Origin of the sequence: Nostoc sp. NMS2 (assembly GCF_017115105.1) — a bacterium.
Lineage (GTDB): Bacteria > Cyanobacteriota > Cyanobacteriia > Cyanobacteriales > Nostocaceae > Nostoc.
Genome location: NZ_JABXKH010000161.1, coordinates 1 through 24976, shown reverse-complemented (window position 1 = coordinate 24976; position 24976 = coordinate 1). Strand labels below are relative to the sequence as shown.

At 42.0% G+C, this 24976-nt stretch carries 14 protein-coding genes and 1 pseudogene; 5 read left to right on the top strand and 10 right to left on the bottom strand.

Annotated features, from left to right (window positions below):
* Positions 1–542: 542 nt before the first annotated feature.
* The 4 genes from HWQ36_RS29405 to HWQ36_RS29390 form a co-directional block, all read right to left on the bottom strand.
* Complete coding sequence (locus HWQ36_RS29405; protein ID WP_292709436.1) at positions 543–4559, bottom strand: DUF4912 domain-containing protein; 4017 nt, start codon at positions 4557–4559, stop codon at positions 543–545.
* Positions 4560–5011: 452 nt separating this feature from the next.
* Complete coding sequence (locus tag HWQ36_RS29400) at positions 5012–6136, bottom strand: precorrin-8X methylmutase (protein WP_292709434.1); 1125 nt, start codon at positions 6134–6136, stop codon at positions 5012–5014.
* 3 nt (positions 6137–6139) lie between these two features.
* Positions 6140–6712, bottom strand: a complete 573-nt coding sequence (locus HWQ36_RS29395) for a hypothetical protein (RefSeq protein WP_292709432.1) — start codon at positions 6710–6712, stop codon at positions 6140–6142.
* Complete coding sequence (locus tag HWQ36_RS29390; RefSeq protein WP_292709430.1) at positions 6699–7820, bottom strand: AAA family ATPase; 1122 nt, start codon at positions 7818–7820, stop codon at positions 6699–6701. Before HWQ36_RS29390 ends, HWQ36_RS29395 begins: the two co-directional genes overlap by 14 nt.
* Before the next feature lie 222 nt (positions 7821–8042).
* On the opposite strand from HWQ36_RS29390, the gene HWQ36_RS29385 reads away from it, so the two are divergent.
* On the top strand, positions 8043–9956 hold the full coding sequence (locus HWQ36_RS29385) for a heavy metal translocating P-type ATPase (RefSeq protein ID WP_292709428.1): 1914 nt from the start codon (positions 8043–8045) through the stop codon (positions 9954–9956).
* A 179-nt stretch (positions 9957–10135) separates the two neighbouring features.
* Here the strand turns inward: HWQ36_RS29385 and HWQ36_RS29380 are convergent, their stop codons facing one another.
* The 4 genes from HWQ36_RS29380 to HWQ36_RS29365 form a co-directional block, all read right to left on the bottom strand.
* Positions 10136–13327 (bottom strand): efflux RND transporter permease subunit, encoded by a 3192-nt coding sequence (locus HWQ36_RS29380; protein ID WP_292709426.1) that lies wholly within the window; start codon positions 13325–13327, stop codon positions 10136–10138.
* Positions 13328–13628: 301 nt separating this feature from the next.
* A complete protein-coding gene (locus HWQ36_RS29375) occupies positions 13629–15257 on the bottom strand; it encodes an efflux RND transporter periplasmic adaptor subunit (RefSeq protein WP_292709424.1) in 1629 nt (542 codons plus the stop codon).
* A gap of 363 nt (positions 15258–15620) precedes the next feature.
* Entirely contained in the window at positions 15621–15863 is a 243-nt protein-coding gene (locus tag HWQ36_RS29370) for a hypothetical protein (protein ID WP_292709422.1), read from the bottom strand.
* Positions 15864–16186: 323 nt separating this feature from the next.
* Positions 16187–17476, bottom strand: a complete 1290-nt coding sequence (locus HWQ36_RS29365; protein ID WP_292709421.1) for a glycosyltransferase family 4 protein — start codon at positions 17474–17476, stop codon at positions 16187–16189.
* Positions 17477–17990: 514 nt separating this feature from the next.
* Between HWQ36_RS29365 and HWQ36_RS29360 the strand changes: the two genes are divergently transcribed.
* Complete coding sequence (locus tag HWQ36_RS29360) at positions 17991–18197, top strand: hypothetical protein (protein WP_292709420.1); 207 nt, start codon at positions 17991–17993, stop codon at positions 18195–18197.
* A gap of 558 nt (positions 18198–18755) precedes the next feature.
* Positions 18756–19250, top strand: a pseudogene (locus tag HWQ36_RS29355) (IS4 family transposase); the annotation flags it as partial.
* 212 nt (positions 19251–19462) lie between these two features.
* On the opposite strand, the gene HWQ36_RS29350 reads toward HWQ36_RS29355, so the two are convergent.
* Together HWQ36_RS29350 and HWQ36_RS29345 are read right to left on the bottom strand one after the other, a co-directional pair.
* Positions 19463–19975 (bottom strand): hypothetical protein, encoded by a 513-nt coding sequence (locus HWQ36_RS29350; RefSeq protein WP_292709418.1) that lies wholly within the window; start codon positions 19973–19975, stop codon positions 19463–19465.
* A 29-nt stretch (positions 19976–20004) separates the two neighbouring features.
* Positions 20005–20760 (bottom strand): hypothetical protein, encoded by a 756-nt coding sequence (locus HWQ36_RS29345; protein ID WP_292709416.1) that lies wholly within the window; start codon positions 20758–20760, stop codon positions 20005–20007.
* A 262-nt stretch (positions 20761–21022) separates the two neighbouring features.
* On the opposite strand from HWQ36_RS29345, the gene glyS reads away from it, so the two are divergent.
* Positions 21023–23212, top strand: coding sequence for a glycine--tRNA ligase subunit beta (glyS, locus tag HWQ36_RS29340; RefSeq protein ID WP_292709414.1), 2190 nt, complete (start codon positions 21023–21025; stop codon positions 23210–23212).
* Positions 23213–23296: 84 nt separating this feature from the next.
* Positions 23297–24817 carry a UDP-N-acetylmuramoyl-L-alanine--D-glutamate ligase gene (murD, locus tag HWQ36_RS29335; RefSeq protein ID WP_292709412.1) on the top strand — a complete coding sequence of 507 codons (1521 nt, stop codon included), beginning with the start codon at positions 23297–23299 and terminating at the stop codon, positions 24815–24817.
* Positions 24818–24976 lie beyond the last annotated feature (159 nt).

The following is a 24976-nucleotide window of genomic DNA, read 5'->3' as shown; positions in this document are numbered from 1 at the left end:
TTATCTTCAATATGATGCTTGGTAAATAGTCCAGTACTTAGGCGTTTAACTTTTCCTGCTAGGTATATTTGCTGATTACTCTATCAAAATGCCTAATTGCTTTATCAAAATGGCATTTGACCTACTCAAAATACTGAAATGCTTTATCAAAATGGCATTTGACTTACTCAAAAGGTCATTTGACTTATTCATTTTGGTGTTTTCCGCAAGTAAAATGACTTTTTACTTATTCAAACTCCAGTTTGCTTTCTCATTTTGGTGTTTTCCGCAAGTAAAAGCTAGGGCAATGATTTATATTATGCAAGACTTTGAGCAAGCAAATTAACTCTCTCCCAAGAACTGTCGCATTGCGTAACCTTAACCAAAATATAACGCTTGTCGGTTGTGTAAAATACACTTTGGTCAAGGAAAGGGACTAGAGGATTAAGGATTAGAGTAGTGTATTCCATCCATCCGAAAACCGCTATATATAATAAAATCCCCTCTCCCTATTACCCCGTAAAGAGAAGAATAAGGTGAGAGGGGATAATTTAGGATAATTGCTAGCTTTCTGAAGTTTCCTGAGAGAACTTTTTATGGATGGTTCTAGTGGATTCCCCGTCAGCAGCTACTGTTATGAGATAGTCCATTAAACCATCTGAAAAGGGAAGACGCAGGTGGAAAGTACCATCGGGTTTGATTTTGATGGGATGTCCGGCAATGTTTACGCTTGTATTTGGTTGGGTTGCTCCGTGAATAATCAACTCAGCATCTGCCACAAACCAAAAATCTTCGTGGGAACGATTGAAAATGCGAACATTAGGTGAACGGGCGATGAGTAACCAACGTTGTTTACCGCCGTAGGCATCGCTATCAGCTATATAACCAATTTCAACCATATAGTCACGATCGCTCACGGGAATCGCCACAAAGCGATCGCGGGCTACTTCTTCACATTCATACTGCTGTACAAGCTGGGGACTTTGATAACTCAAGTCAATCCCTGTTACATCGTAAAGCCGCACTACCAATTGTGAGCCGCCCTGTTGTTGCAGCGCTTTGTTCTGAGTCTGGGAAATGTGCCAGGAGACATAAGCCCACTTGGGAGTGCGGGGTGTGAGCAGGATTTTGCTTTCTTCTTCACTGCTATTAACTTCTACGTCTACCAAGTTAAAAGCTTTTTCGCTTGGTAATGCTCCATTTTCAACGGTGGAATCTGGATGAACCGGACTGAAGACATGAGCGATCGCAGAACGGGCAATAAATAACCAGCGTAGTTTACCGCCGTAGGCATCGCCATCAGCGACATAGCCAATTTCGGCTATGTAATCGCGATCGCTGATGGGAATTTCCACAAAGCGATCGTTTGCAGTCTCTTCACATTCATATTGCTGGACAAACTGAGGATGTTGATAACTCAAGTCAATTCCAGTTGCATCATACAACCGCACTACCAATTTAGAGCCGCCCTGTTGTTGCAGTTCTGCTTTCTTGGTTTCGGATATCTCCCAAGAGACATCAGCCCATTGGTAAGTGCGAGGTGTGAGGATAAGACTGCTTTCTTCTTGGGCTTCTCCCAAGTGAATATTTGTTTTATCCGCAATCGCCACGTTATCAACTATGGGATCTGGATGCACAGGACTGAAGAAACGAACAATTGCTGAACGAGCGATGAATAACCAGCGTAGTTCACCGCCGTAGGCATCGCCATCAGCAAGATAACCAATTTCGGCTATATAATCGCGATCGCTCACGGGAACATCCACCATTCCGTCGTTTACTGACTCTTCAGATTCGTACTGCTTTACAAGTTCGGGAATTTGATAGCTTAAGTCAATCCCAGTTACATCATAGAGCCGCACTATCAATTGAGAGCCGCCCTGTTGTCGCAGTGCTGCTTTCTTGGTTTCGGAAATTTCCCAAGAGACATGAGCCGATGTCGAAGTATGTGGTGTGAGGACAATACTGCTTTCTTCATCTGCATCTACCAAACCAATAGTTGTTTCGGCTGTGTTCGCCACACGATCAACTATGGGATCTGGATTCACAGGACTGAAGACACGAACAACTGCGGAACGGGCGATAAATAACCAGTACTCGCCATAAGCGATATAACCAATTTCAGCTATGTAGTCGCGATCGTTGACGGGAATCTCTACCAAGCGATCGTGTGCTGTCTCTGTACATTCATACTGCTGGATAAGCTGGGGAGTTTGATAACTCAAGTCAATGCCAGTCACATCATACAGCCGCACTACCAAATGAGAGCCGCCTTGTTGCCACAGTTCTGCTTTCTTGGTTTCAGAAATTTTCCAAGAGACATTAGCTGATGTAGAAGTATGTGGTGTTAGCACAATACTGCTTTCTTCATCTGCATCTACCAAGTGGATATCTGTTTCGGCTGCAATTGGCACATTGTCAACCGTAGTATTAGTTTCTTCTTTAGTATCCAATCCAAGATTAATCGCCCAGGCTCCAATCCCTGCGCCTGCTGCTAAAGCCGCAACGCCTGCAAAATCTATGGAGTCATTTTCAGCAGCACCTTCACCAACAGTTGGCTCTGTCTGAGATTCTTCGCCTACCACCTCGATAGGAGGTTCGGCTGCATCCGCTACCACATTGAATACATCTACATCTGGCAATTCTGGCAAATTGAGCAGTGAAGATGTTGGTGACGGTGAAGGTTCCACTTCGCCAGAGTCTGGTAAGGGCAATTCATCAACTGAAGCTGTATCTTCAGTTGAGGTGATACTCTGTAGCCAGTTCAATTCTGCTTGAAGTTCCTCATCTATTTCATCTTCAGCAATTTCTGTGTCCCAATATTCCAAATCAGATGTTACTTCTGGCACATCTGGTAATTCTGGCAGTGGGGCTGTTACCTCAGATAAAGGCAGTTCTCCATCAGAAGATATTTCTTCGGGAAGATTACCCAAGTGAGGATATGGAGTATTTACTACAGCTGCTGGGGCTTCTATGTCCCATGCAACCTCATCAGAGTCGGATGTGTTTGTCTCAGTATAATTATTTAGCTCGACCGTCTCATCGATTGCGTTTGCTCCTGTTCCTTTATTGTTAAAGGTAGACCAGGTAGCCGCTCCGATGCCTGTTGCTAAAGCCGCACCACCAGTTAAAGCTGCGGCTCCCGATCCATTGGTGACAGTAGAGGTTGTGCCTTCATAGAGGTTAGAAGTGCCATTAGTTGCCTCTTGGACTAAATTGGATGTGCCATGAGTACCATTTTCAGCCAGTTCAGATTGGGTTTGAGCATAGATATTGAAAGAAGTGCGATCGGGGGTTTCTTGCTCTTGGAAGTGTGGAACTGGCTGCTCTTCAAGTATCGTTCCGTTAATGGAGGCAGCTGTACTGGCATTAAGTACTGCTGTCTCTCCATCTTCTGTACCGGGTGGATAAGGATTGGATTCTGGTAAGTTGTCTGTTTTATCAGTGGATGATGGTTTTTTACCGAGAGTCCACCAGGTCAACGCTGCAATTATACTAACAAAGAACAAAGGTAGCAGTACCCAAAATGGTACTTCTTTGTTGACAATTGGACTTTTTTGTGCGGTGGCAGGAGCGACAAAAGGCTGTTCGCCAAATGCAGAAGTACTAGGGGAAGCTGTAACAGCAGGTGTTGTTTCGGCAATGGGGGAAGGGGAGACAATAGGTTGTGATACGTTGGTTGCGATCGCAGTTGCTTCAGCTGTTCTCGCTTGTTCTATAGCCTGCTGTCCTGCGGGTGCAAGGGTAAAGCCAAGAAAATCTACTATGCTTAAGCTGGGATTTTTTTTGTAGACGTAAACTAAAGGTTGCGAGAAGGGATATTTTGCATCATCTGGCGAGGCTTGATGTAATTGCAGAACTCGCACATTTTGCAGCTTCGACACCTGATTAGCTAACACATAGCTAATGCCATCTTTACCCAGTTGTTTGATGATTTCTGCGGTATTATCCTCAGTTAGTTGGGTGGCATTAGACCCTGTAGCAAATTCAGCAGTCTTGAAGGCTGGATAAGTGCGAAAAGTATTGCGAGTCTCACTTGTGTTCGGGTGATCGATTAACCGAATCTTTCTTGGAGGCCCTCCCAGTTGTGACCAATTTGTAATTTGTCCTCGGAAAATTCGGGCAAATTGCTTACTAGTCAAGCTTCCTTTGAAAGGATTATCTGCGCTGACCACGATCGCAATCTTCTCACGGTGCAAGCGGACTTGCTCTAGTCCTTGGGCTTTTTCTGCTGGTGTCAACCCACGCCCCATTGCTACGATGTCGATTTTGCCATCGAGCAAATCTTTCAGTGCTGTATCAGTGCCATTAGCCGCAACTTCAACTTTACTACCCGAAAACTGTTTTTCAAAATTCTCTTTCAGGCTTTGGTTGATTGCACTCAAGCCACTTGAACCATCAATCCGAATTGTCGTTCCATTCTGCACTGTTTGCGGCAGTGTAAAAGAAGGAGACTCAGTTTTAGATTGCGCCAGTATGGGTTCTGACACCAGCAAACCTGCTGCCATAGGAGTTGTAGCTAAAGCAACCCATAGTATCAGCCTGATTATCGAAGTATCTTTTTTTTCTTGTTGCCACATAAGCCCCTTAATTAAAGTAAAAAATAGAAAGCCTACCAGTCTTAAATCACAATCTTGTTAAAGATTATGGAGGAGACGCGCCAATTATACATCTGAGTTATCTTTACTTCTAAGTTCCTTCAGCGCATTTGTATTGATTTATACTTGAATTGAGATTGGATAGCATGATAATTTATACTCTAATTGCCAGAGTCTGTTTACTATAAAATGTTCTAATTTATATTGCAACTTTATCAAGTTGGTGGCTTATGGCCACAATTATGAATTATTGAATTACTAAAACTGGTAAAGTGTAGCAAATTCAATATTATTTAACAATATTATTTTCAATAAAAGTAGAGACGTAGCACTGCTACGTCTCTACAAGGATTCTGGATAACGCATATTTAATTTCGATCTGAGTATAATATTTATTTATGCCTTTTTACTTAGTTTTACTCAGCACTCAGCATTCATGACTTATCGCTTATATTTTTGAGATAACAATGACAATCTGGCTTATCAATCAGCGACTCCACCAAAGCATTTAGGGCAGTAGCAGCTAAAGCACCACCTCCCAAAGTTCCTGCAACTGTAATAAAAGGTATCCCTTGTTGCATCAGTTGTCGCTTGGCTGCGGGAGCATGACTAAAGCCAATGGGCATTCCGATTACTAATGCTGGCTGAATTTTTTGCTTGGCGATCGCTTCACAAATTTCTACAAGTACTGAGGGAGCATAACCAACTACCAACACGCAACCCTGACTGACTTGCTGCAATTTATCTCGCCATTCTCGATGTTGCCAAAAAGCGAGTTCTGCTTCTGTGGCGGTAGTAATGTGGGGATTATCAATCAAGGTTTCAATGTGGCATCCCAAGTGAAGTAATCGGGTTTGATCCAAAGCAGCAGCAACAGTTTGGGTATCAACAACGATTTGACAGCTTGAAGATAAGGCTTCTCGACTAGCTGCGATCGCATCTTGGCTCAATTTCACAAAGGACACTAAACTGACATCGCCACAAGCCAAAACCAACTGAGAAATTAAGTGCTGTTCAATTTCCGAACGGTGAGACAAATCAGGTAGTAAACGTTGTAACGATTCAGAAAAAGCTTCCGAGTGGGTATGAATTTCGGCATCCAAACCACTCCAGAGATTTTCCAATCCCCCCAATCCGGCTTGGGTTTCGACATCAAGTAACTTGAGTTGTGCCAAAACTTCCGCCTGGATAATTTGACAATGGCGATCGCGCCCCAATAATCCTTCTAATGCTGATGCAGTTTGCCGCAGTTGCGAAATTTGTTGCATCACCGCCCGATATTGCTGCTGGAGTTGTCCCATCAGGTTAATAGTTGTATCGGCTTCTGGTTCCACCTCCAAAATATTGCGGATATGGTTTAGCTGAAACCCTTGCTGCTTCAGTGCAACAATCCTTTGCAACCGCAGGACATCTTTTTTAGTGTAGAGACGGTAATTGCTGTGCGATCGCACTGGTTGCGGTAGCAGCCCCAATTGATGGTAATGTCGCACCATTCGCGGAGTTAAACCGCCGCCGACTGCATCGGTAAGTTCTTTAATAGTTAAGCAACCAGCGTTCATGATTTACTCCAACAACGGCAAAATTCTTTGTAACTCTTCACAAGCCGCCTGAAGAGATGGCGGTGCATTTTCATCTAAACTCCCTTGAGAACACTGGTTTGCTAATTGTTCAACACCGGGTTTACAAATTGCCTCATTTTTAGGGAATTTTGGATATTTGGATTTTTCTGCTTCTTCTTCTACAACTTCTCCTGTTCGTAAATAATGTATCCAAGTTTCGATATTTCTTTTTGGCACAAAGATTGCTATTTTCTCATCAGGCTTACGAAGTTCCTGTGAATTTTCTATCAGTGCATTATCTAATTCTTTCAGTGTTGCCTTTACTGTTGAAGTATCTGCATCAATCAACACTATTAGCATTCCTGAGCGATAGTTTTTTCGTCGGTATTCTTTAACCTCTGCTGCATAATGCTTTCTAACGAACTGCTCTCCTGCACCTTTACCTGTTGGGGAAGTCCTAATTGTGACGTTTTTTGGATTTATATTAAAGCCTCGCTTTTTTAAAAAATGATATGCAAAAACTTGCTGTTGTAGATCCTCACACAAAATTACTATCTGTACTCTATTCTGGGTCATACAGCCAGCCCCGTGCAATCAGTTCTGAAATTGGTAATCCTGAATTTTCAGCTTCTTGATTACTAATTGGTTTTACTCGTACAGGTGCATTACTTTGACGCTCAAACCAATAACCTATAGGTGAAGCTAAAAGATAATTTATTAGTACAGGATGATGGGAGATTAGTAAAGCTTGTATTTTCCCATCAATACAGAAATCATAAAGTTGAATTAGCCAAGGTTGAATTTCCGGCAGAGCTAAAAAACTTTCTGGTTCATCAATACAAAGTGTATAATCTTCAGATTCAGTGCAATAGAGAATGGTGTAAAGAGCAATTATCACTTTTTGACCATCGGATAATTCACTAAAGCGATAATCAATAATCTTTGTCCTATCTTTATCAGTTAAAAATCTTAATTTTAGAGTCCGATAATTTTCACTGAACTGTTCAAATTTAAAACTTAAAAACCCATTTAAAATATCTTTTAAAACGTTGATAAGTTCAGCAACTTTACCCTGATCTTGCGAAATATAGCGATACCAAGAAACAAAGTTTTCCATTCTCGAAGTTAAATGAATTTCTTCCTTTTCACTTCCATCAAGCATAAGGCTAGGAATAATTTGTACAATAATGAATCGCTGCATACGTTTTGTGAACCAGTCCAGCTTTGTACTGTCACTATCTACCGTAAATAACCATAGGAAAGATCCTGATGGTGAAGGAAATGGAGCTTTTGCGACCTCTTCATAATTATCGCTAAAAAGTTGAACTTCGCCAGCTTCAGACTTAAGTAAAACTTGATTATTAAACCAGAGACGCTCATATTCAACATGAATCTTATCTTGATTATGTCTAATAGCAAATTCATATTTATAATTACCACCATTTCCAGCAATTTCTAGCTCAAAACGCTGAAGCTGTAAAGTCTGCCAGCGAGTACAGTCAGCAGATTTAAAAATTTGTTCTACTTTTTCGTCACCACTTATAAAAATTTGAATTTTCCGTAAAACTTCAAAAACTGTTGATTTACCTGCTCCATTACCACCAAGAAAGAGGTTAATCGAATCAAAGTTCATCTCAAAATTTACCAACCCGCGAAAGTTATCAATATATATTCGCTTTAGCATATATTTTTTCCTATTAGTGCAATTTTAAAGGTAACAGTTAAATCGTCCCATTTACCCACATTCAGCTTTTGAAAAACACTTCAAGAACACAGATAAAGATTTAACTCTGCGTACCTCCGCGCTTCCCTCAGCGCCCCTCTGCGTTTCAAAATCATTATAAACCTTGACATTAACATTAATGTCAAGGTTTAGCCTGAGAGAGTCACTATAAATTCACCTCTCATGCTCTACCCCCAACGTTTCAGTCAATTCACCAGAGAACACACAGATACCGTAGCAGCCCTTTTATGTGGGTTACTGCTATTTCTCGGATGGTTCGCCTTGCATCTCGGTTGGTTAGGATTGGCGTTGCTACTGCTACCGGCTGCTTACGTGATTGGTGGTTACGAAAGTGCGCGGGAAGGATTAACTACCCTTTTCAAAGAAAAAGAACTCGATGTAGATTTGCTGATGATTGTGGCAGCGATTGGTGCTGCTAGCCTCGGCTTATGGCGACGAGAATATCATCTAATTATTGATGGGGCAATTTTGATTCTGATTTTCGCTATCAGTGGCGCATTAGAAGGCTATGCAATGGCGCGAACTGAGCGCAGTATCCGCAGTTTGATGAGTTTGACACCAGATACAGCAAGGGTTTTACTTCAGGGAAGAGAAGAAGAGATTCCTATCAGTCAATTAAAAGTGGGTGATGAGATTGTCGTCAAACCTGGAGAGCTAATTCCTACTGATGGGATAATTTTATCTGGTTACAGCACCCTCAATCAAGCTGCGATTACAGGCGAGTCTTTACCTATAGAGAAAACGGTGGGCGAAGAAGTATTTGCTGGTACACTCAACGGCTATGGTGCATTGCAGATTAAGGTACACAAACCAGCCCAAAGTAGTTTGATTCAGCGTGTGATTCGTTTGGTAGAACAAGCACAGACAGAAGCACCACCTTCCCAAGAGTTTATCGATCGCTTTGAGAAGGGATATGCCAAAGTCATTGTAGTAGCCGGGATATTGCTGGCAACTTTACCGCCGTTTCTTTGGGGTTGGGATTGGGAAACAACAATTTATCGGGCGCTGACTTTCCTAGTGGTTGCTTCTCCCTGTGCGCTGATGGCTGCAATTATGCCCACCCTGCTTTCGGGAATCGCCAATGGTGCAAGACAGGGGATTTTGTTTAAAAATGGAGCGCAGTTGGAGAAAATTGGCAAAGTCCGTGCGATCGCATTTGATAAAACTGGTACTCTGACAACAGGGCAGTTGCAAGTATTCCAAGTAATTTCAGTTAGTGAATACACTCAACTTGATGTATTAAAAGCCGCCGCTAGTGTGGAATCTTATTCAGAACATCCCATCGGTAAGGCAATTGTAGAGGCGGCTGGCGATTTGGATTTGGTTGGTGCAATCCAAGTGCAAGCTATACCTGGACAGGGAATTGTGGGAATTGCTCAAGAACAACAGGTAATCGTGGGAAATGCCGTTTTTGTGCAGCAGTATGTGACAAATTTACCTGAAAAGTTGCGAGAAATGGCTCAATCTTTGGAGCAAGAAGGTAAAACTGTGGTTTGGGTAGCACAAGGAAATATAGCAGGGGTGATGGGTGTAATTGCGATCGCAGATGAAGTAAGATCGCAAGCAGCCGCAACCGTTATCCGCTTAAGGAAACTGGGAATTGAGCAAATTGTCATGTTAACCGGGGATAATGAAGAAACTGCTCAAAGTGTCGCCAAAGCAGTCGGAATCGATGGGGTATATGCTCAACTTCTACCAGAAGATAAGCTAGATGTTATCCGCCTTCTACAGCAAAAGTATCAAACTGTGGCAATGGTGGGCGATGGAATTAATGATGCACCAGCTTTAGCCCAAGCATCTGTAGGTATAGCGATGGGAATATCTGGTAGTGATGTGGCATTAGAAACCGCAGATATAGTACTGATGGCAGACAAGTTAGAAAAAATTGCCGTGGCGATACATTTGGGGAGGCGATCGCAATCCATAGTCAAACAGAATATAGTCGTAGCGTTGAGTTTCATTATGTTGCTTTTAGTAGCTAACTTTCTCGGAAGTATTAACTTACCGATTGGCGTGATTGGGCATGAAGGCTCGACAGTATTAGTTACCCTCAGTGGTCTAAGATTGCTGAAATAAAGCACTTTTCTCTAACTGTTTAATCTGCTCCATTTGCAAGATGTTCCACTCATCACTGCCATTTCCCCTTAAAATTAGTCTTCCCCATCTTCTCATACTACGACGTTTATAGGAGACAGGGAAGACGAGCATAGACAACAGGGAAAATTAATTACGAATTACGAATTACGAATTACGAATTAATTCTCGCCTTTTGTTGCATACGCAGTAGTTTTACCATCCAATGAAACTGCATCTGTTTGCAGTCCTTGATGCCGATTTGGTTTGATAAAGCGCTCTGTTGTCGTCTTAAGCACGATATACAAAATTGGTACTACAAACAAACTCAAGAAAGTCGCAATTAACATCCCACCAAATACTGCTGTTCCCAAAGATTGCCGACTACCCGCACCGGCACCTGTGGCAACAGCTAACGGAAAAATCCCCAAGAGTGTAGAAAAAGCAGTCATCAAAATTGGACGTAACCGCTCTTGTGAAGCCTCAATTACTGCTTTAGTAATCGAAAGCCCTTGCTCTCGTAATTGATTAGCAAATTCCACAATCAAAATCGCGTTCTTACTAGCTAAACCGATCAACATTACTAGACCAATTTGACAGTAAACATCATTGGCAAAACCCCGCATTGATTGAGCTATAAGCGCTCCAAAGATAGCTAAGGGAACTGATAACAAAATAATAAAGGGGTCGATGTAGTTCTCGTATTGAGCGGCTAGTACCAAGAATACGAAGATTATTCCTAATCCAAAGATTAGGGGTGCTAAACCACCAGAATCTATTTCTTCTAATGCAGTCCCTGACCATTCGTAACCATAACCGGCTGGTAAAACTTCTTTAGCAACTTTTTCCATTGCTTTAATTGCGTCTCCCGAACTAGAGCCAGGAGCGGCGGAACCATTAATTTCAATTGAGCGGAACAGATTGTAGTGATTTATCGTTTGCGCTCCCACAGTCTGAGTAACTGTGACTAAGTTACTCAAAGGAACCATTTGATTCTTTTGAGAACGAACGTATAGTTTGCCAATATCTTTGGGATTAGAACGAAACTGTTGATCAGCCTGGATATATACTCGGTAATTGCGCTGCTGGAGATTGAAATCATTTACATATTGCGATCCCAAAGCAGTTTGTAAAGTACTGAAGACATCATCTATAGAAACTTGCAATGATTTGGCTCTATTGCGGTTTACTTCCACAAGCAATTGTGGTGTATCTGCGGCAAAGGTGCTAAATACAGCTTGTAATCCTGGTGTTTGATTAGCTTTACCCAGCAACTGACCCATCGACTGCACCAGATTTTCTAAACCACTGTTACCTCTGCGGTCTTGCAGTTGAAAGACGAAGCCGCCAAAGTTGCCTAAACCCTGAATTGCTGGCGGATTCACAGGAAAAACCCTGGCTTCTGGGATTGCCAACAACTTCCCTTGCAAGCTGCCAATAATCGCCTGTACTGATTGATCTGGTTTTGAGCGCTCGTCCCAAGATTTTAAAGTTGTAAATATGATGCCACTGTTAGCTGTGTTACCACTAAAACCAAACCCTCCGATCGCAAAAGTCCCCAATACTTCTGGAATTTGGAGAATTTCTTTTTCTACCTGTGCAATCACATCGCTGGTATATTGCAGCGAAACCCCTTGCGGCCCTTGGATAATTGTGATAAAATACCCCTCGTCTTCATCGGGTAGAAAAGCTGTTGGGACTGTGGTGTACAGCCAAGCAGTCATTCCCAAGGAAACGATAAACAACCCAATCACAATACCTTTGATGCCTGTGAGAAAGGTAAGCGATCGCTTATAACCATTCTGTACCCAGTCAAGAAAGCGATTTATCTTGCCAAAAATCCAACCCAGCCAGCCTGAAGGTTTTTGCCCTTGACGCAGTAGCAGCGCACACAAGGAAGGTGTCAAAGTCAAAGCCAAAAAAGTTGAAATCGCAATGGAGAAAGCGATCGTCAGGGCAAATTGCCGATAAAGTGCGCCTGTGGTTCCCGGAAAAAATGCCACTGGCACAAACACCGCCATCAACACTAGTGAAGTGGCAATAACCGCGCCAAACAATTCCGCCATTGATTCACTAGCGGCTCGGCGAGGATTTATGCCTTTATCCTGAATAAAACGGCTGATTTGCTCTACCACAACGATCGCATCGTCTACCACCATCCCCGATGCTAAAGTCAGACCAAATAAAGTCAAACTATTGATCGAAAAGTTAAAAAGTTTGACAAAGGCAAATGTCCCAATTAAGGAAAGCGGAATGGTTAGTGCAGGAATTAAAGTGGTTCGCCAATCCTGCAAGAACACAAAAATCACAATCACAACTAGCACTACCGCTTCAATCAGAGTCTTGATGACTTCTGACATCGACTCTTCGACAAAGGATGTCGTGTCAAAAGCTACCTGATATTTCAGCCCTGGGGGAAAACTCGGAGCTAATCGCGCTAGTTCGGCTTTGACTCCCTTAGCCACATCCAAGGCATTACTACCAGGAACCTGATAAATCCCTAAACCAACAGCATCGTTACCACGAAATCGCAGAAATGAACTGTAGTTTTCTGCACCCAGTTCTGCTCTACCAACATCTTTGAGCTTGACTAATGTGCCATCATCTCCAGTTTTGAGGACAATTTCTTCAAATTCTCCTGGTTCTGCTAATCGGCTAGCAGCACGCACATCAAGTTGATACCTTTGTCCTTCAGGAGCCGGTTCTTGTCCAATTCTCCCTGCACCAACTTGCAAGTTTTGTTCAGATAAAGCATTCGCTACATCCTTAGTTGTTAGCCCCCGATTGGCAAGACGACTCGGATCTAACCACAGGCGCATTGCATAGCGGCGTTCACCAAAAATTTGAGCGTTGCTCACGCCTTTGACTCTTTTTAAGGCATCTGCTAAGTAAAGGTCGGCATAGTTGCTTAAGAATATATTGTCGTACTCTTTATTTTCAGCGTATAAACCAATCGCCAAGAGAATGTTGCTAGACTCTTTCGATACCCGTATACCTGTGCGTTGTACAGAATCCGGTAGTTGTGGTTGGGCAACAGAAACACGATTTTGCACATCCACAGCCGCAATATCTTTATCTCGTGATGAATCAAAGGTGGCTGTAATAGTACTAGTACCATCGTTACTGCTGCTGGAAGTGAGATATCTTAGTCCCTCAACCCCGTTGATTTGCCTTTCTAAGATATTTGTAACTCCGCTTTCTACGACTTCTGCACTAGCTCCGCTATAGTTGGAAGTTACACTGATTTGCGTGGGACTAATTTCTGGGAATCTAGCGATCGGTAATGTGGGAATACTGATTAATCCTATTAAAAGGATAATGATTGCACAGACCGACGCAAAGATTGGTCGCTTAATAAAGAAGTCAACAAACATAGTTTAAAAAATTTGGTATTGGGCATTGGGCACTTGTACTGAGCGACTTGTGCCGAGCGAAGTCGAGGTAAGTCGAAGTATTGGGCATTGGGAATGAGGCATTGGGCATGGGGCACTTGTACTGAGCGACTTGTGCCGAGCGAAGCCGAGGTAAGTCGAAGTATTGGGCATGGGGCATTGGGCATGGTTATTCTTCTTCTCCCCTTATCCCCCTCATCTTCCCCATCTCCCCCTGCTCCCTGCCCCCTGCTCCCCCTGCTCCCTGCTCCCTGCTCCCCTGCCTCCCCTGTCCCCTCCTCAACTAAGGCTTCTGACTACCCACTTCTTGCGCTGCGGGAGTGATGGGAGCGCCATTAGTTAGGTTGAGAATACCGGAAACAACAATTTTGTCTCCAGCTTTTAGTCCTTCAATAACTTGATAATTATTCCCCTCAATAACTCCCAATTTCACAGGTTTTTGTTGAGCAACTAAAGATGGCGCTCCAGCTTTTTGTTCTGCTGGTGCTTCAGCTTTCTTTTCTGCTGGCGCTTCAGCTTTCTTTTCTTTTGGTGCTTCAGCTACAAATACAAAGGTTTCTCCACCCAGGCGAGATACTGCTGTAACTGGAATTAAAATTCCTGGACGTTCGTTCCAGATCACTTTGGTTTGCACCGATTGGCGATTTACCAGTTGACTTCTAGAATTACCAAAATTAGCTTTAACCAAAATTGTCTGCGAATCAGAACTAGCATCTGGAGAGATGAAACTTATCTTACCCGTTGCTGTCGGTTTGCCTTGGATGTTCAGCATTTGCACTGGTAATCCCAAGCGCAGCTTTTTGCCTTCTTCTAGAGGAACGGAAATATTTAGTTCTAAAGAGTCGTTTCTAGTCAGTGTGGTGAGTTGATCTGCTTTTTCGACATAATCTCCCAGCTTGACTGGAATATCACCAACAATACCAGTAAAAGGAGCCAGAACTTTTGTGTATTGCAGTTGAACTTGGGCTGCTTGGACTTGGGCTGCTGCTTGCGTTACTTGCGATCGCGCTTGGGCAATTTCTTCTGGGCGGGAACCATTTTCTAGTTGCCTTAAGTTTTGTTTCTGTTGTTCCAAGGCTCCAGCTAGCTCATTCACACTAGATTTTCTGCTTTGACGGAGTTGGTCTAGGCGTTTCTGGGCTACCACAAGGGCAGCTGCGGCACTTTGCTGTTCTTTGACATATCCTTCTAGGACATCTTGGGAAACTGCACCTTCTTTTCTCAATTGTGCGTATCGCTTGGCTCGTGATTGTGCTAGTTCCAGATCCGATTTAGCTGACTGAATTTGAGCCTCAGCCTGAGCAATTTCTTGTGGTTGCGACCCCGATTGGGCATCTCGAAAGCGAGCTTGGGCTTGGGTTAACTGCGCTCTACCTTGGGCAACTTCTTCTTGTCGCGTACCCGCTTTCAGTTCAGCAAGACGGGCTTGAGCTTGTGCTAGTGCAGCTTTTGCTTGTAATAATTGCGCTTGGACACTATCACTTTCCATGCTGACAATAACTTGCCCTTGTTGAACCCGGTTGCCCTCTTTGATGAAAATTTGGGTAACTCGTCCATCAACCTGTGGCTTAATAATTACCGAACCTCGAGCCTCTAAGGAGCCAATAAACTCCGAACTTTCTTGCACAGTTTCAGTTTGCACAGTCGCTAGCTTGACTGGAATTGCCATTGGTTGGCCAGCAGCTGGCCCACCTGCTGGTGGATTGCTAGCACTACTAGTTTGCCACCAGCGCCAACCAAAACCAATGCCTCCAATTAAGAGGATAATTCCCAAAATTAGAGGCCAACGACGCTTTTTAGGTGGTTTAGGCGATCGCTCTAACAATGGTTGTGACTCTTGACTAGAATCAGTAACAGCAGGCTGTTCTATTTCAACTGGAAGGGTAGAATCAGGGAACTCAGAATGCGACATCTTGGGTTTCTCGTCTTGTGGATTTAGACTTAGGCAATCTATGTTTTGGCTAAAAAAGCATTTGTTCTTGATGTTGATAACAAATATATATTTGGGTATTTGGGCGATCGCTCACGATGTCTAGTACCTAAAACAAACAAATATTCTTCAGCACATTATGATTATTTTGTACATTACTTAACTCCCATCATTTTTTTAAAGCGTAATTTATAAAACTTTTTTAGTCGGTATAAACCCATCACTTTCCCTCTTAGAGAAAACACGGTTTATGTTGTTGCGAGGGAATCAACTGAATTTTCTGCCTCCTACAATGGCAAACTGCGTAATACCGCGCACAAATAAATTCAAAGAAGTTTCCATGTACTACTCACGACTGTAATTTAGTGTGGTAAAGATATCACTAAAACGCAGAGTACCGTGAAACAACATACCCGTGAAACTATCTACAGATTCCTTTAAATCTATGTCTGAAGATACTTCACCCTTATCTTGACTTTTCTGCAAGCACACAACCATCGATTTGTCGGCTTTGTATAAAATCAGACGAGTGGATTGGGAAAGTTTTCCATAAGTGTTTGCAAGCGCTTGCTTGCATTGTAACCACACAGCAAATTAGATTCGTATAAGTTAAAGATGAGTTTATCCCTCTTGAGTCGTATTGAATACTGATCTTAGGGAGGAAAAATCTATGGAGCGATGCCTACGCTGATTAATTCGGCTCTATTCATCAAGGTTGCGAGTTTCATTGAGTTATCCTCACCAAGAACAAGGTGTAATCAATATAGTGTTCTCTAGAGTCCTATTTTTGAGGAGTCTTATCTTCCTACACTTAGGTCATCCAATCGGATGATTTTTAACTCACCCATTCGGGTGATTTAATTTATCCTAATAGGGTTATCTATATGTGAGCGGACCATGCTTAATGCCCTTCAAGCATCTAGAACTGATTCATTAGAATCCAATTTCGGCAAGATACCCACAGTTGATTTTCGGTTAGCAACAATATGAGAAAGCAGCCCTTCATACCTATCAAGTGCTTGCTCTAAGGAATAGTTTTCTTCGGCAAACTGCCTTCCTGCATTACCTAGCCTCGTACCGAGAGTAGGATTAGCATATAAATCATGCACCGCAGCGGCCATTGCATCGGGCGATTCTGGCTCAACAATTATCCCACCACCACTGAGTGCGATCGCTCTAGCAGCAGTTCCAGTTGCAGGAACTGAACCCACAATCGGGCGACCACTTGCCAATAGTAGTGGTATTTTTGAAGGCATATTGAACGAAATTACATTGCGCTTTTGCACAATCAGCCCTACATCAGATGCTGCTAGCATTTCGGGTAATTTTTCTCTCGACTGCAATGGTAGCAGCAAAACATTATCTGCTCCATGTAATAGACAATACTCTTGCAACCTTTGCAATGCTCTTGATTCGCCGACAATGACAAAGACAATTTCTCTGATATGACGTAAGCAAACTGCTGCTTCTATTACTGTTTCTAAACCTTGGGTTAGAGCAATGTTGCCTGAATAAAGGACTATAAATTTCCCATCCAGTTGATGGCTAGATATCCAAGAGTTGTTCTGTTTCGGTAAAGGGTGGATGAAATTTACATTCACCCAATTAGGAATACAAACGATTTTATTAACAGGTACTCCCTTATTCACTAAATTCTCACGAAACCCATCGGCAATAACACTAATAGTATGTGCAGTCCGATAGGCAAATTTCTCTAAAGCTGCAAGAGTTCGGATCATCCACTTGTTTTTCAGTAGCCCGACACGCACAGCAGCTTCTGGTAATATATCTTGCACATTTAGAACTATGGGGCAGTTGTATAGCCAACCAAATACTGTTGCTGGTAAGATACCTAGTAAAGGCGGTACTGTTAAAATAATCACATCTGGACGTTCACCTCTAAAGGCTTGAGGCAAGCTTGTGAAAACAAAGCTTAATTCCAGCAACAGACGATCTACAAGGTTAGGTTTAGACTTAATTCTGAGGTAACTTCGCTGAATTGTAACACCATTTTTTTGTTCAGTAACGTACCATTGACCCTGATAACCATCGTAAATTTGGCGCTGAGGATAGTTGGGCATTCCAGTAATTACCCGCACTTCATGACCTCGCTTTACTAGTCCTTCTGCCAATTCGGTCATTAAGGGAGCAATTCCAATCGGCTCTGGATGATAGTTGTAGGAATATATCAGAATGTGCATGAGCTATTTATAAATTTGGTAAATACAGCCTGAGATAAGCGGATTTATTGCTAACTTCAGTAAAGGCTATAACTTTTATTATTTAATTTAGTTTGTGATTAGATTATGATTTTCTAAAATCACAATTGCGGTAAGCAATGCTGAGAAAATTTCTAGGTGGATTTTAACAGTTATTAGTTATCAATTATCAGGTTTTCTGGTTGGATAAAGTTTCGCAATCGTATATTTAAAAGCTACCAGTGTTAACTAATAAATTTTGACCGTTCACTTATTTAAGTTCCTTCCCATATATGCGATAGTTGCTCACTTATTTAAAAGTGAATTGAGTGGTTAAATTTACACTGAGGGGATTGTAGCATGAGACTTAATATCATGCATATAACCTGCATTCCGCCTTGTGAACTGGCACATGAAGTATTTTTAACCAAGTAATCAGTATTGCATTAAGATAATTCGTAATTCGTAATTCGTAATTCGTAATTCGTAACTAAAGCTGTAACTGGAAAAAACTGCAATGTATCGCAATATCACCTTGGCAGTTCAACTTGATATCAACAGCTTTATTTGGGTTGTTAGTAATACTAGGGATACCTGTGGCGGGCTACACTTACGCAATACTAAAAGTAGCAATGATTGCTATGGTCAGAGCGATTGTGGCGAAAATATTTTTGATTATAATCGCTCGAATATTTATGAAAACAAGTATTCGAGCGATCGCTAACCGATCGGGTTGGATGATAAATTCACCAGTTCACTGAAAATATTTCTCATTGTTATAACTCCAAGATTTATTAGCATGATGCAAATATCAGTGCATCAAACAACACTAAACTTTACGATAGAAATATATATAAGAAAATACTACATGAGAGAATGGGTAAATATAACAACTACATGAAGACAAACACTTATTTTTTAAAGTTTTCGAGAAGATGTCAAGTTTATCTAACAAAACTAAGCTCAACTTTATCCATTTTGATGTATATAGCAAGGTTTATTACCTAAAAATCACGAGCGATCGCCTGAGAATAACTGATAAAGTTGAGCTACGCAAAGTTGAAAACAGTGACCTATGCCTGCGTTTCTATTAGAAGTTGGTACAGAAGAATTACCTGCAAGCTTTCTCAGTGATGCCTTAATACAGTGGCGAGAGCGATTGATAGGAAAGACCAAATATAGATAATTTGAAAAACTACATCTGTCGTAGGCGCAGCCCGCCGCAGGCATCGCGAATATTAACATTGCCAGTAATGATCGCAATTGTTGTGAGTTTAGTTTATCGTCAGATTGCAGGATTAAGAGATTCGTTTGGTTTCTGTTTTATGGGGTTCGACTTGGTATTACTACCTGACAAATGTACTCAATCCGCAAATTTTATCTGCACAACAAGTCTGTGAACTATATCGCAGGCGTTGGCGTGTGGAAGATGCTTTTCTGCTCACAAAACGGCTTTTAGGTTTAGCTTATATCTGGGTGGGTGATACAAATGGCGTACAAATCCAAATTCTAGCTACTTGGATTTTTTATGCTGTTCAAAACCAATTGTGTATCGATGTAGCGATCGCTCTCAACCAAACTTTAGACCGAATTTATACAGAGATGGTTTTCCGTAGTTTATACCATTTTTCCAAAGCTGTTCTCCGTGGTGATGCCTCTGAGGCTGTTCCTTATCTTGTCAAACATCGAAAGCTCTTTGGATTAGTTAAAACTAGGCGTAAGCGTCACCCTTGAGATTGACGCTTACACCCAACAAATTTGGGCAAAATCTTCTTAAGTTGACACCAATGGGCACTGCCGTGTGCCTACGGGTGTACCTCACTCAACCGAGAACCGCTATAGCCCGTTAAATGTGCCCAACAAAGATCCGTTATCTCAGTACTATAATCTTGAGCTATTCACTCATATTTTAGCTTTTTGAAGGTTGAAATAACCAATCTTCGTTAGGAGTTTCACTACCTTGAAAGGGCTAGTCCTATTAAAATACTGTTACCTAGAGTTTTCTAAAATTCTTAATTCTTCAGCTGTAGGCTTAGGGTGATCAGACTCAAAGCTACCTTTAGGACAACGGACTTCAAACATTAGATTATCACCAGTTTCGGCATCAAGTACTTGAGTCAAGTTGGCATTTGATTTACAACGCCCACTATCAAAATCGATGCCACCTACATAATCAGCCGTAACTTTCCAAACCTTACGGTTCCCGTCAATATCGGGGTTATCTTCTGTTGCAGGTTTAGCATCTTTCCACTTGAGGAATTTAATTTCTTTCATTTTTCGATTGCCTAAAAGTTTAGTTACCTCATCTTGTGTTTTTAGTTTAAATCCGCTATCAGATTTGTTTGAGTTGTCGCCATATTTTGCAGGTAAAGGAGGATTTGTTTCTGGCTGTTGCTGTTCCTCGTTAATAGCAAAACTTGTTGTTGAGACAAGTGCTATAGAACCCACAGCAGCCGACAGGATTAAAATAATCAAAAGTGCCTGTTTAAATGATTTCATCATCTTTACTACAATAGTTACTAGATAGCCAGTTAGTTATGTGTTAAGGTAACACGATTAAGACTCGAACTGTAAGTGGAATTCATGCCGTTATAAATATTGGCATCTCTGTCAGTCACAGCAGTAGGACTGTTACTAACATTTGTCCAAGTGTTGCTGAGGCTGAGTCTTTGCCATAAATCGGCGTAGGTTCCACTTGTAAATGTATTTAAATTATCTTTTGATTCAAGTCCGAGATCAATGTATAGAGCCTCGCTATAACCTGTGTTACTGATGGTCAACGCTTGATTACCATTGATATATACAATCCATTCACCATCAATACCAGTTTGTTTTATTTGGTAAGTAGCACTACCCGTAGGGCATATATTGCTGTATGGAGTTGCTCTAAATGTAACTTGCCCTGTAGTACTTTCAAATATGGCTCTGCCTATAAAATGACCTCCCCAGTAAATCTGCTGTGGATTCGTATCATTACCGTTTACTGAAAGATCTTTAAGTTGTAAACCTTTTTTTTGTCCTGCTTCGATCCACTCGGTAGCTACATTATCATCACGCAGAATTACCCACATCTCTTTGTTTATTGAAGGACGTTGTACTGCGGTCGAACACGAAGTTGAGGGGTTTAAATCTTCCTGTCCGTTTACCAAACGGGCATAACCACCATGATTATAACCGCTAAAACGCTGAAGAGCATACGCATGTGGATTAAGTTCAGCAGCATCCACACTACATGGTAGTAGCGCACCTAAAGCTGCTACACAAGCAATAATCGATTTTTTGAGCATATCTAAACGTGTGATTAATATAACACTTATTTAATTGTTTGATCTTACACTTCAAGACCGGCTAACTTCCCTGTTTCCACTTTTGAAGAGAAAAAACTTAGTGTATGCCTTTGAAGTATTTGTCTAATCAACTTTCAACATCCAACAGATATATAATTTTGGTGGTACAAAAGTTAGTGTAGCCTTTAAGTATTATTTGGTACTCAATAAGTAGCGCTACACACTTAAATAGTCTAATATCATATATCTTTTGTGTAGTATTATGATGGCAAAGGTTAAGAGTGTTGATATATCAGGAAATTTAGCGTTTCTATTAGAAGTTGGTACAGAAGAACTACCTGCAAGTTTTCTCAGTGATGCTTTAGTGCAATGGCAGGAACGCATTCCCCAAAGCCTGGAAGTAAATAGTCTCAAGGGCGAAAGTGTCCAGGTGTACGGTACTCCCCGGCGACTGGCGGTAGTGATTACAGGGCTACCATTGCAGCAACCAGATCGAGAAGAAGAAATTAAAGGGCCCCCCGCCCAAGCCGCCTTTAAAGATGGTCAGCCAACAGCAGCAGCAGCAGGCTTTGCCAAAAAGCAAGGTGTGGAACTGGATGCGCTGTCTGTTCGCCCCACTGACAAAGGGGAATTTGTATTTGTGCAAAAAAGAATTCCTGGTCGTCCCATAGCAGAAATTTTGACAGAACTTGTTCCCCAGTGGATTTGGGGTTTAGAAGGTAAGCGGTTAATGCGTTGGGGAGATGGGGATGGGAGGTTTTCTCGACCAATTCGCTGGCTGGTAGCTTTGTTAGATGAGACGGTGCTACCGTTAGAATTGGTGAATGGTTCTAAAACGATTCAGAGCGATCGCATTTCTCAAGGTCATCGCGTCTTACATCCTGAACCTGTGACAATTGCTCAAGCTACTGATTATGTTACCGCCCTCAAGTCTGCTTATGTCACCGTTGACCCAGAAGAACGGGAAAATCTAATCAAAGAGCAAGTAAAGGCAGTAGCAGAAAGTTTAAGCGGTTATACAGTCATTTACCCCGATTTGTTAGCGGAAGTAACCAACCTTGTAGAATATCCTTCTACAGTTGTTGGGAAATTTGAACCAGAATTTTTAGAATTACCAACTGAAGTAATTACTGAAGTCATGGTAACTCATCAACGTTATTTTCCTGTATTCAAACCAGGTAGTTTTGAGCAAGAATTATTGCCCAATTTCATCACTATTTCTAACGGCGATCCCAAAAAATCAGATATTGTTGCCGTCGGGAATGAAAGGGTAATTCGCGCTAGATTAGCTGATGGCAGATTTTTCTACGAAGCTGATTTAACTAAGCCAATAGATAGCTTTTTACCCCAGTTAGAAAAAGTCACTTTCCAAGAAGAATTGGGCTCGGTACGTACCAAGATAGATAGAGTAGTAAAGATTGCCGAGCAAATTAGCAGTCAATTAAAATTAGCTGAAAATCAAAGCAAAAGAATCCAACGTGCTGCTTTATTATGTAAAGCAGATTTGGTAACTCAAATGGTGTATGAATTCCCCGAATTGCAAGGCATTATGGGAGAAAAATATGCCTTAGCAAGTGGTGAAGATGCCGAAGTAGCAAAGGCAATTTATCAACATTATTTGCCAACAGGAGCCGGTGATAATTTACCCGACACACTTACAGGTCAAATTGTCGGTTTGGCAGATAGATTAGATACCTTGGTAAGTATCTTTGGTTTAGGTTTAATTCCCTCTGGTTCCTCCGATCCATTCGCCTTGCGTCGGGCTGCCAATGCTGTAGTTAAAATTACTTGGTTTTATAATCTGCCGATAAATTTAGATGATTTATTGGCGCAAATAGCAACAGATTTTGCCGCGAAATATCAAAAAGATCGGGCATCACTAACCGCAGCATTACAAGAGTTTTTCTTACAACGCATCCGTACTTTATTGCAAGAAGAAAAACAGATTGATTACGACTTGGTAAATGCAGTTTTGGGAGAAAATGACCCAGAATACACAGAACGGACATTAAAGGATTTATTAGATGTCCGCGATCGCGCCTTATACTTACAACAAATCCGTAACGACAGTACCTTAGATAACATCTACGAAACCGTTAACCGTTCCACACGATTAGCCGCCCAAGGTGATTTGGATACAAAACAGCTAGAACCAACATCCGTAGTTCGTCCAGAATTATTCCAAAAGCCCTCTGAAGCAGCCTTGTATAATGCCTTAATCGAATCAGTACCGCAAACTCAAACAGCCCAGCAGACACGAAATTATCAACTGTTAGTAGCAGCATTAGCAAAAATTGCTCCCACAGTTAGTAACTTCTTTGATGGGCCAGACAGCGTTTTAGTAATGGATTCCGATCCAGAAATTAAGCGGAATCGATTACACTTACTGGGATTAGTTCGGAATCATGCCCGTGTTTTAGCTGACTTTGGTGCGATCGTCAAAAATCTGTAGCGTAGGTCAACAAAAAGTTGTGTAATTTTTGCCAAGAAACGCTACTATAGGGAGTGCTTAACCAGGGACACTCTGCTGCAATCTATGTCCAAAGCTCATGTTATTGGATTGGGAAAGTCCGGTGTTGCTGCGGCGAGATTGTTGAAACGGGAAGGTTGGGAGGTAGAGCTAAGTGATGGCAACACCTCCGAAACCCTCCTACAACAACAACAAGAACTCGCTGCCGAGCAAATAACCGTTAAACTTGGCCAATCCCTAGAATTAAATGGTGATAATTTACCTCAATTAATAGTTGTTAGTCCTGGCGTACCTTGGGATATTCCCGTATTAATCAAGGCACGCCAATTAGGTATTGAAACCATTGGGGAAATGGAACTCGCTTGGCGAAATTTGCAATCGCTACCTTGGGTAGGAATTACAGGTACTAACGGTAAAACTACTACCACAGCTTTAATTGCTGCCATTTTTCAAGCAGCACAATTAGATGCACCCGCCTGCGGTAACATTGGCTACGCCGCTTGTGAAGTTGCCCTATCTTACAGGGGACAGGGGACAGGAGATAGGGAACAGAGGGATAGGGAAAGAGGTGGGGTAACTCCAATCCAAAATCCAAAACTTGTACTGAGCAAAGTCGAAGTATCTAAAATCCAAAATCATATTGATTGGGTGATTGCGGAAGTTAGCAGCTATCAAATAGAATCCTCCAGTTCTCTTGCTCCCCGGATCGGTGTTTGGACGACTTTCACGCCGGATCATCTGAGTCGCCATAAGACTTTAGAGAACTATTACAACATCAAAGCCAAACTATTGCATCAGTCAGAGTTGCAAGTGTTCAATGGCGATGATGCCTACTTGAGCCAACAAGGTTTAAGTGCTTGGCCTAATGCTTATTGGACAAGTGTCAGAGGAAAAGATTTCCTGATTAGCGAAAAAGGCTTTTACATCGAGGATGGCTGGGTTGTGGAAAAATTGACTGCAACCTCTGCACCAGAACCGATTGTGAAAGTATCTACTTTGCGGATGGTGGGAGAACATAATCAGCAAAATCTCTTGATGGCAGTAGCAACGGCACGATTAGCAGGAATTAATCGTGATGCGATCGCATTTGCAATTCAAGAATTCCCTGGCGTTCCTCATCGTTTGGAGCATATCTGCACTTGGGAAGGTATCGATTTCATTAACGACAGCAAAGCTACCAACTACGATGCGGCCGAAGTTGGTTTAGCATCTGTAAAAAGTCCAGCGATTTTAATTGCAGGTGGAGAAGCCAAAGCAGGTGATGATACTGGCTGGCTAGCACAAATCCAAACCAAAGCTGCTGCTGTGTTATTGATTGGCTCTGCTGCACCCGCATTTGCCAAACGCCTCCAAGAGGTGGGGTATTATTCATACCATATTGTGGAAACTATGGAAAGGGCAATTCCCAAGTCGGCGGAATTAGCCAAGGAGTATCAAGCGTCTGTGGTGTTGCTATCTCCAGCTTGTGCGAGTTTCGACCAATACCCGAATTTTGAAGTGCGGGGCGATCGTTTCCGTCAGTTGTGCCTTGATTGGGCGGGAGGAGTAAGGCTTCAATACAACTCGATTCTTTCATCCTCCCTATAATTCATTCACTGTGTGGCTTACAGTTACACAGTGAATGAATTATGTAAAACTATTAACAATTTTGTATTGGGTAGCAAATAAATGTATTTTAAATAGTTGCTTAATGTATCCGCTCGGTAAATCGGGGTAGAAAGAAAAAATCAGAATGTAGATTGGTAG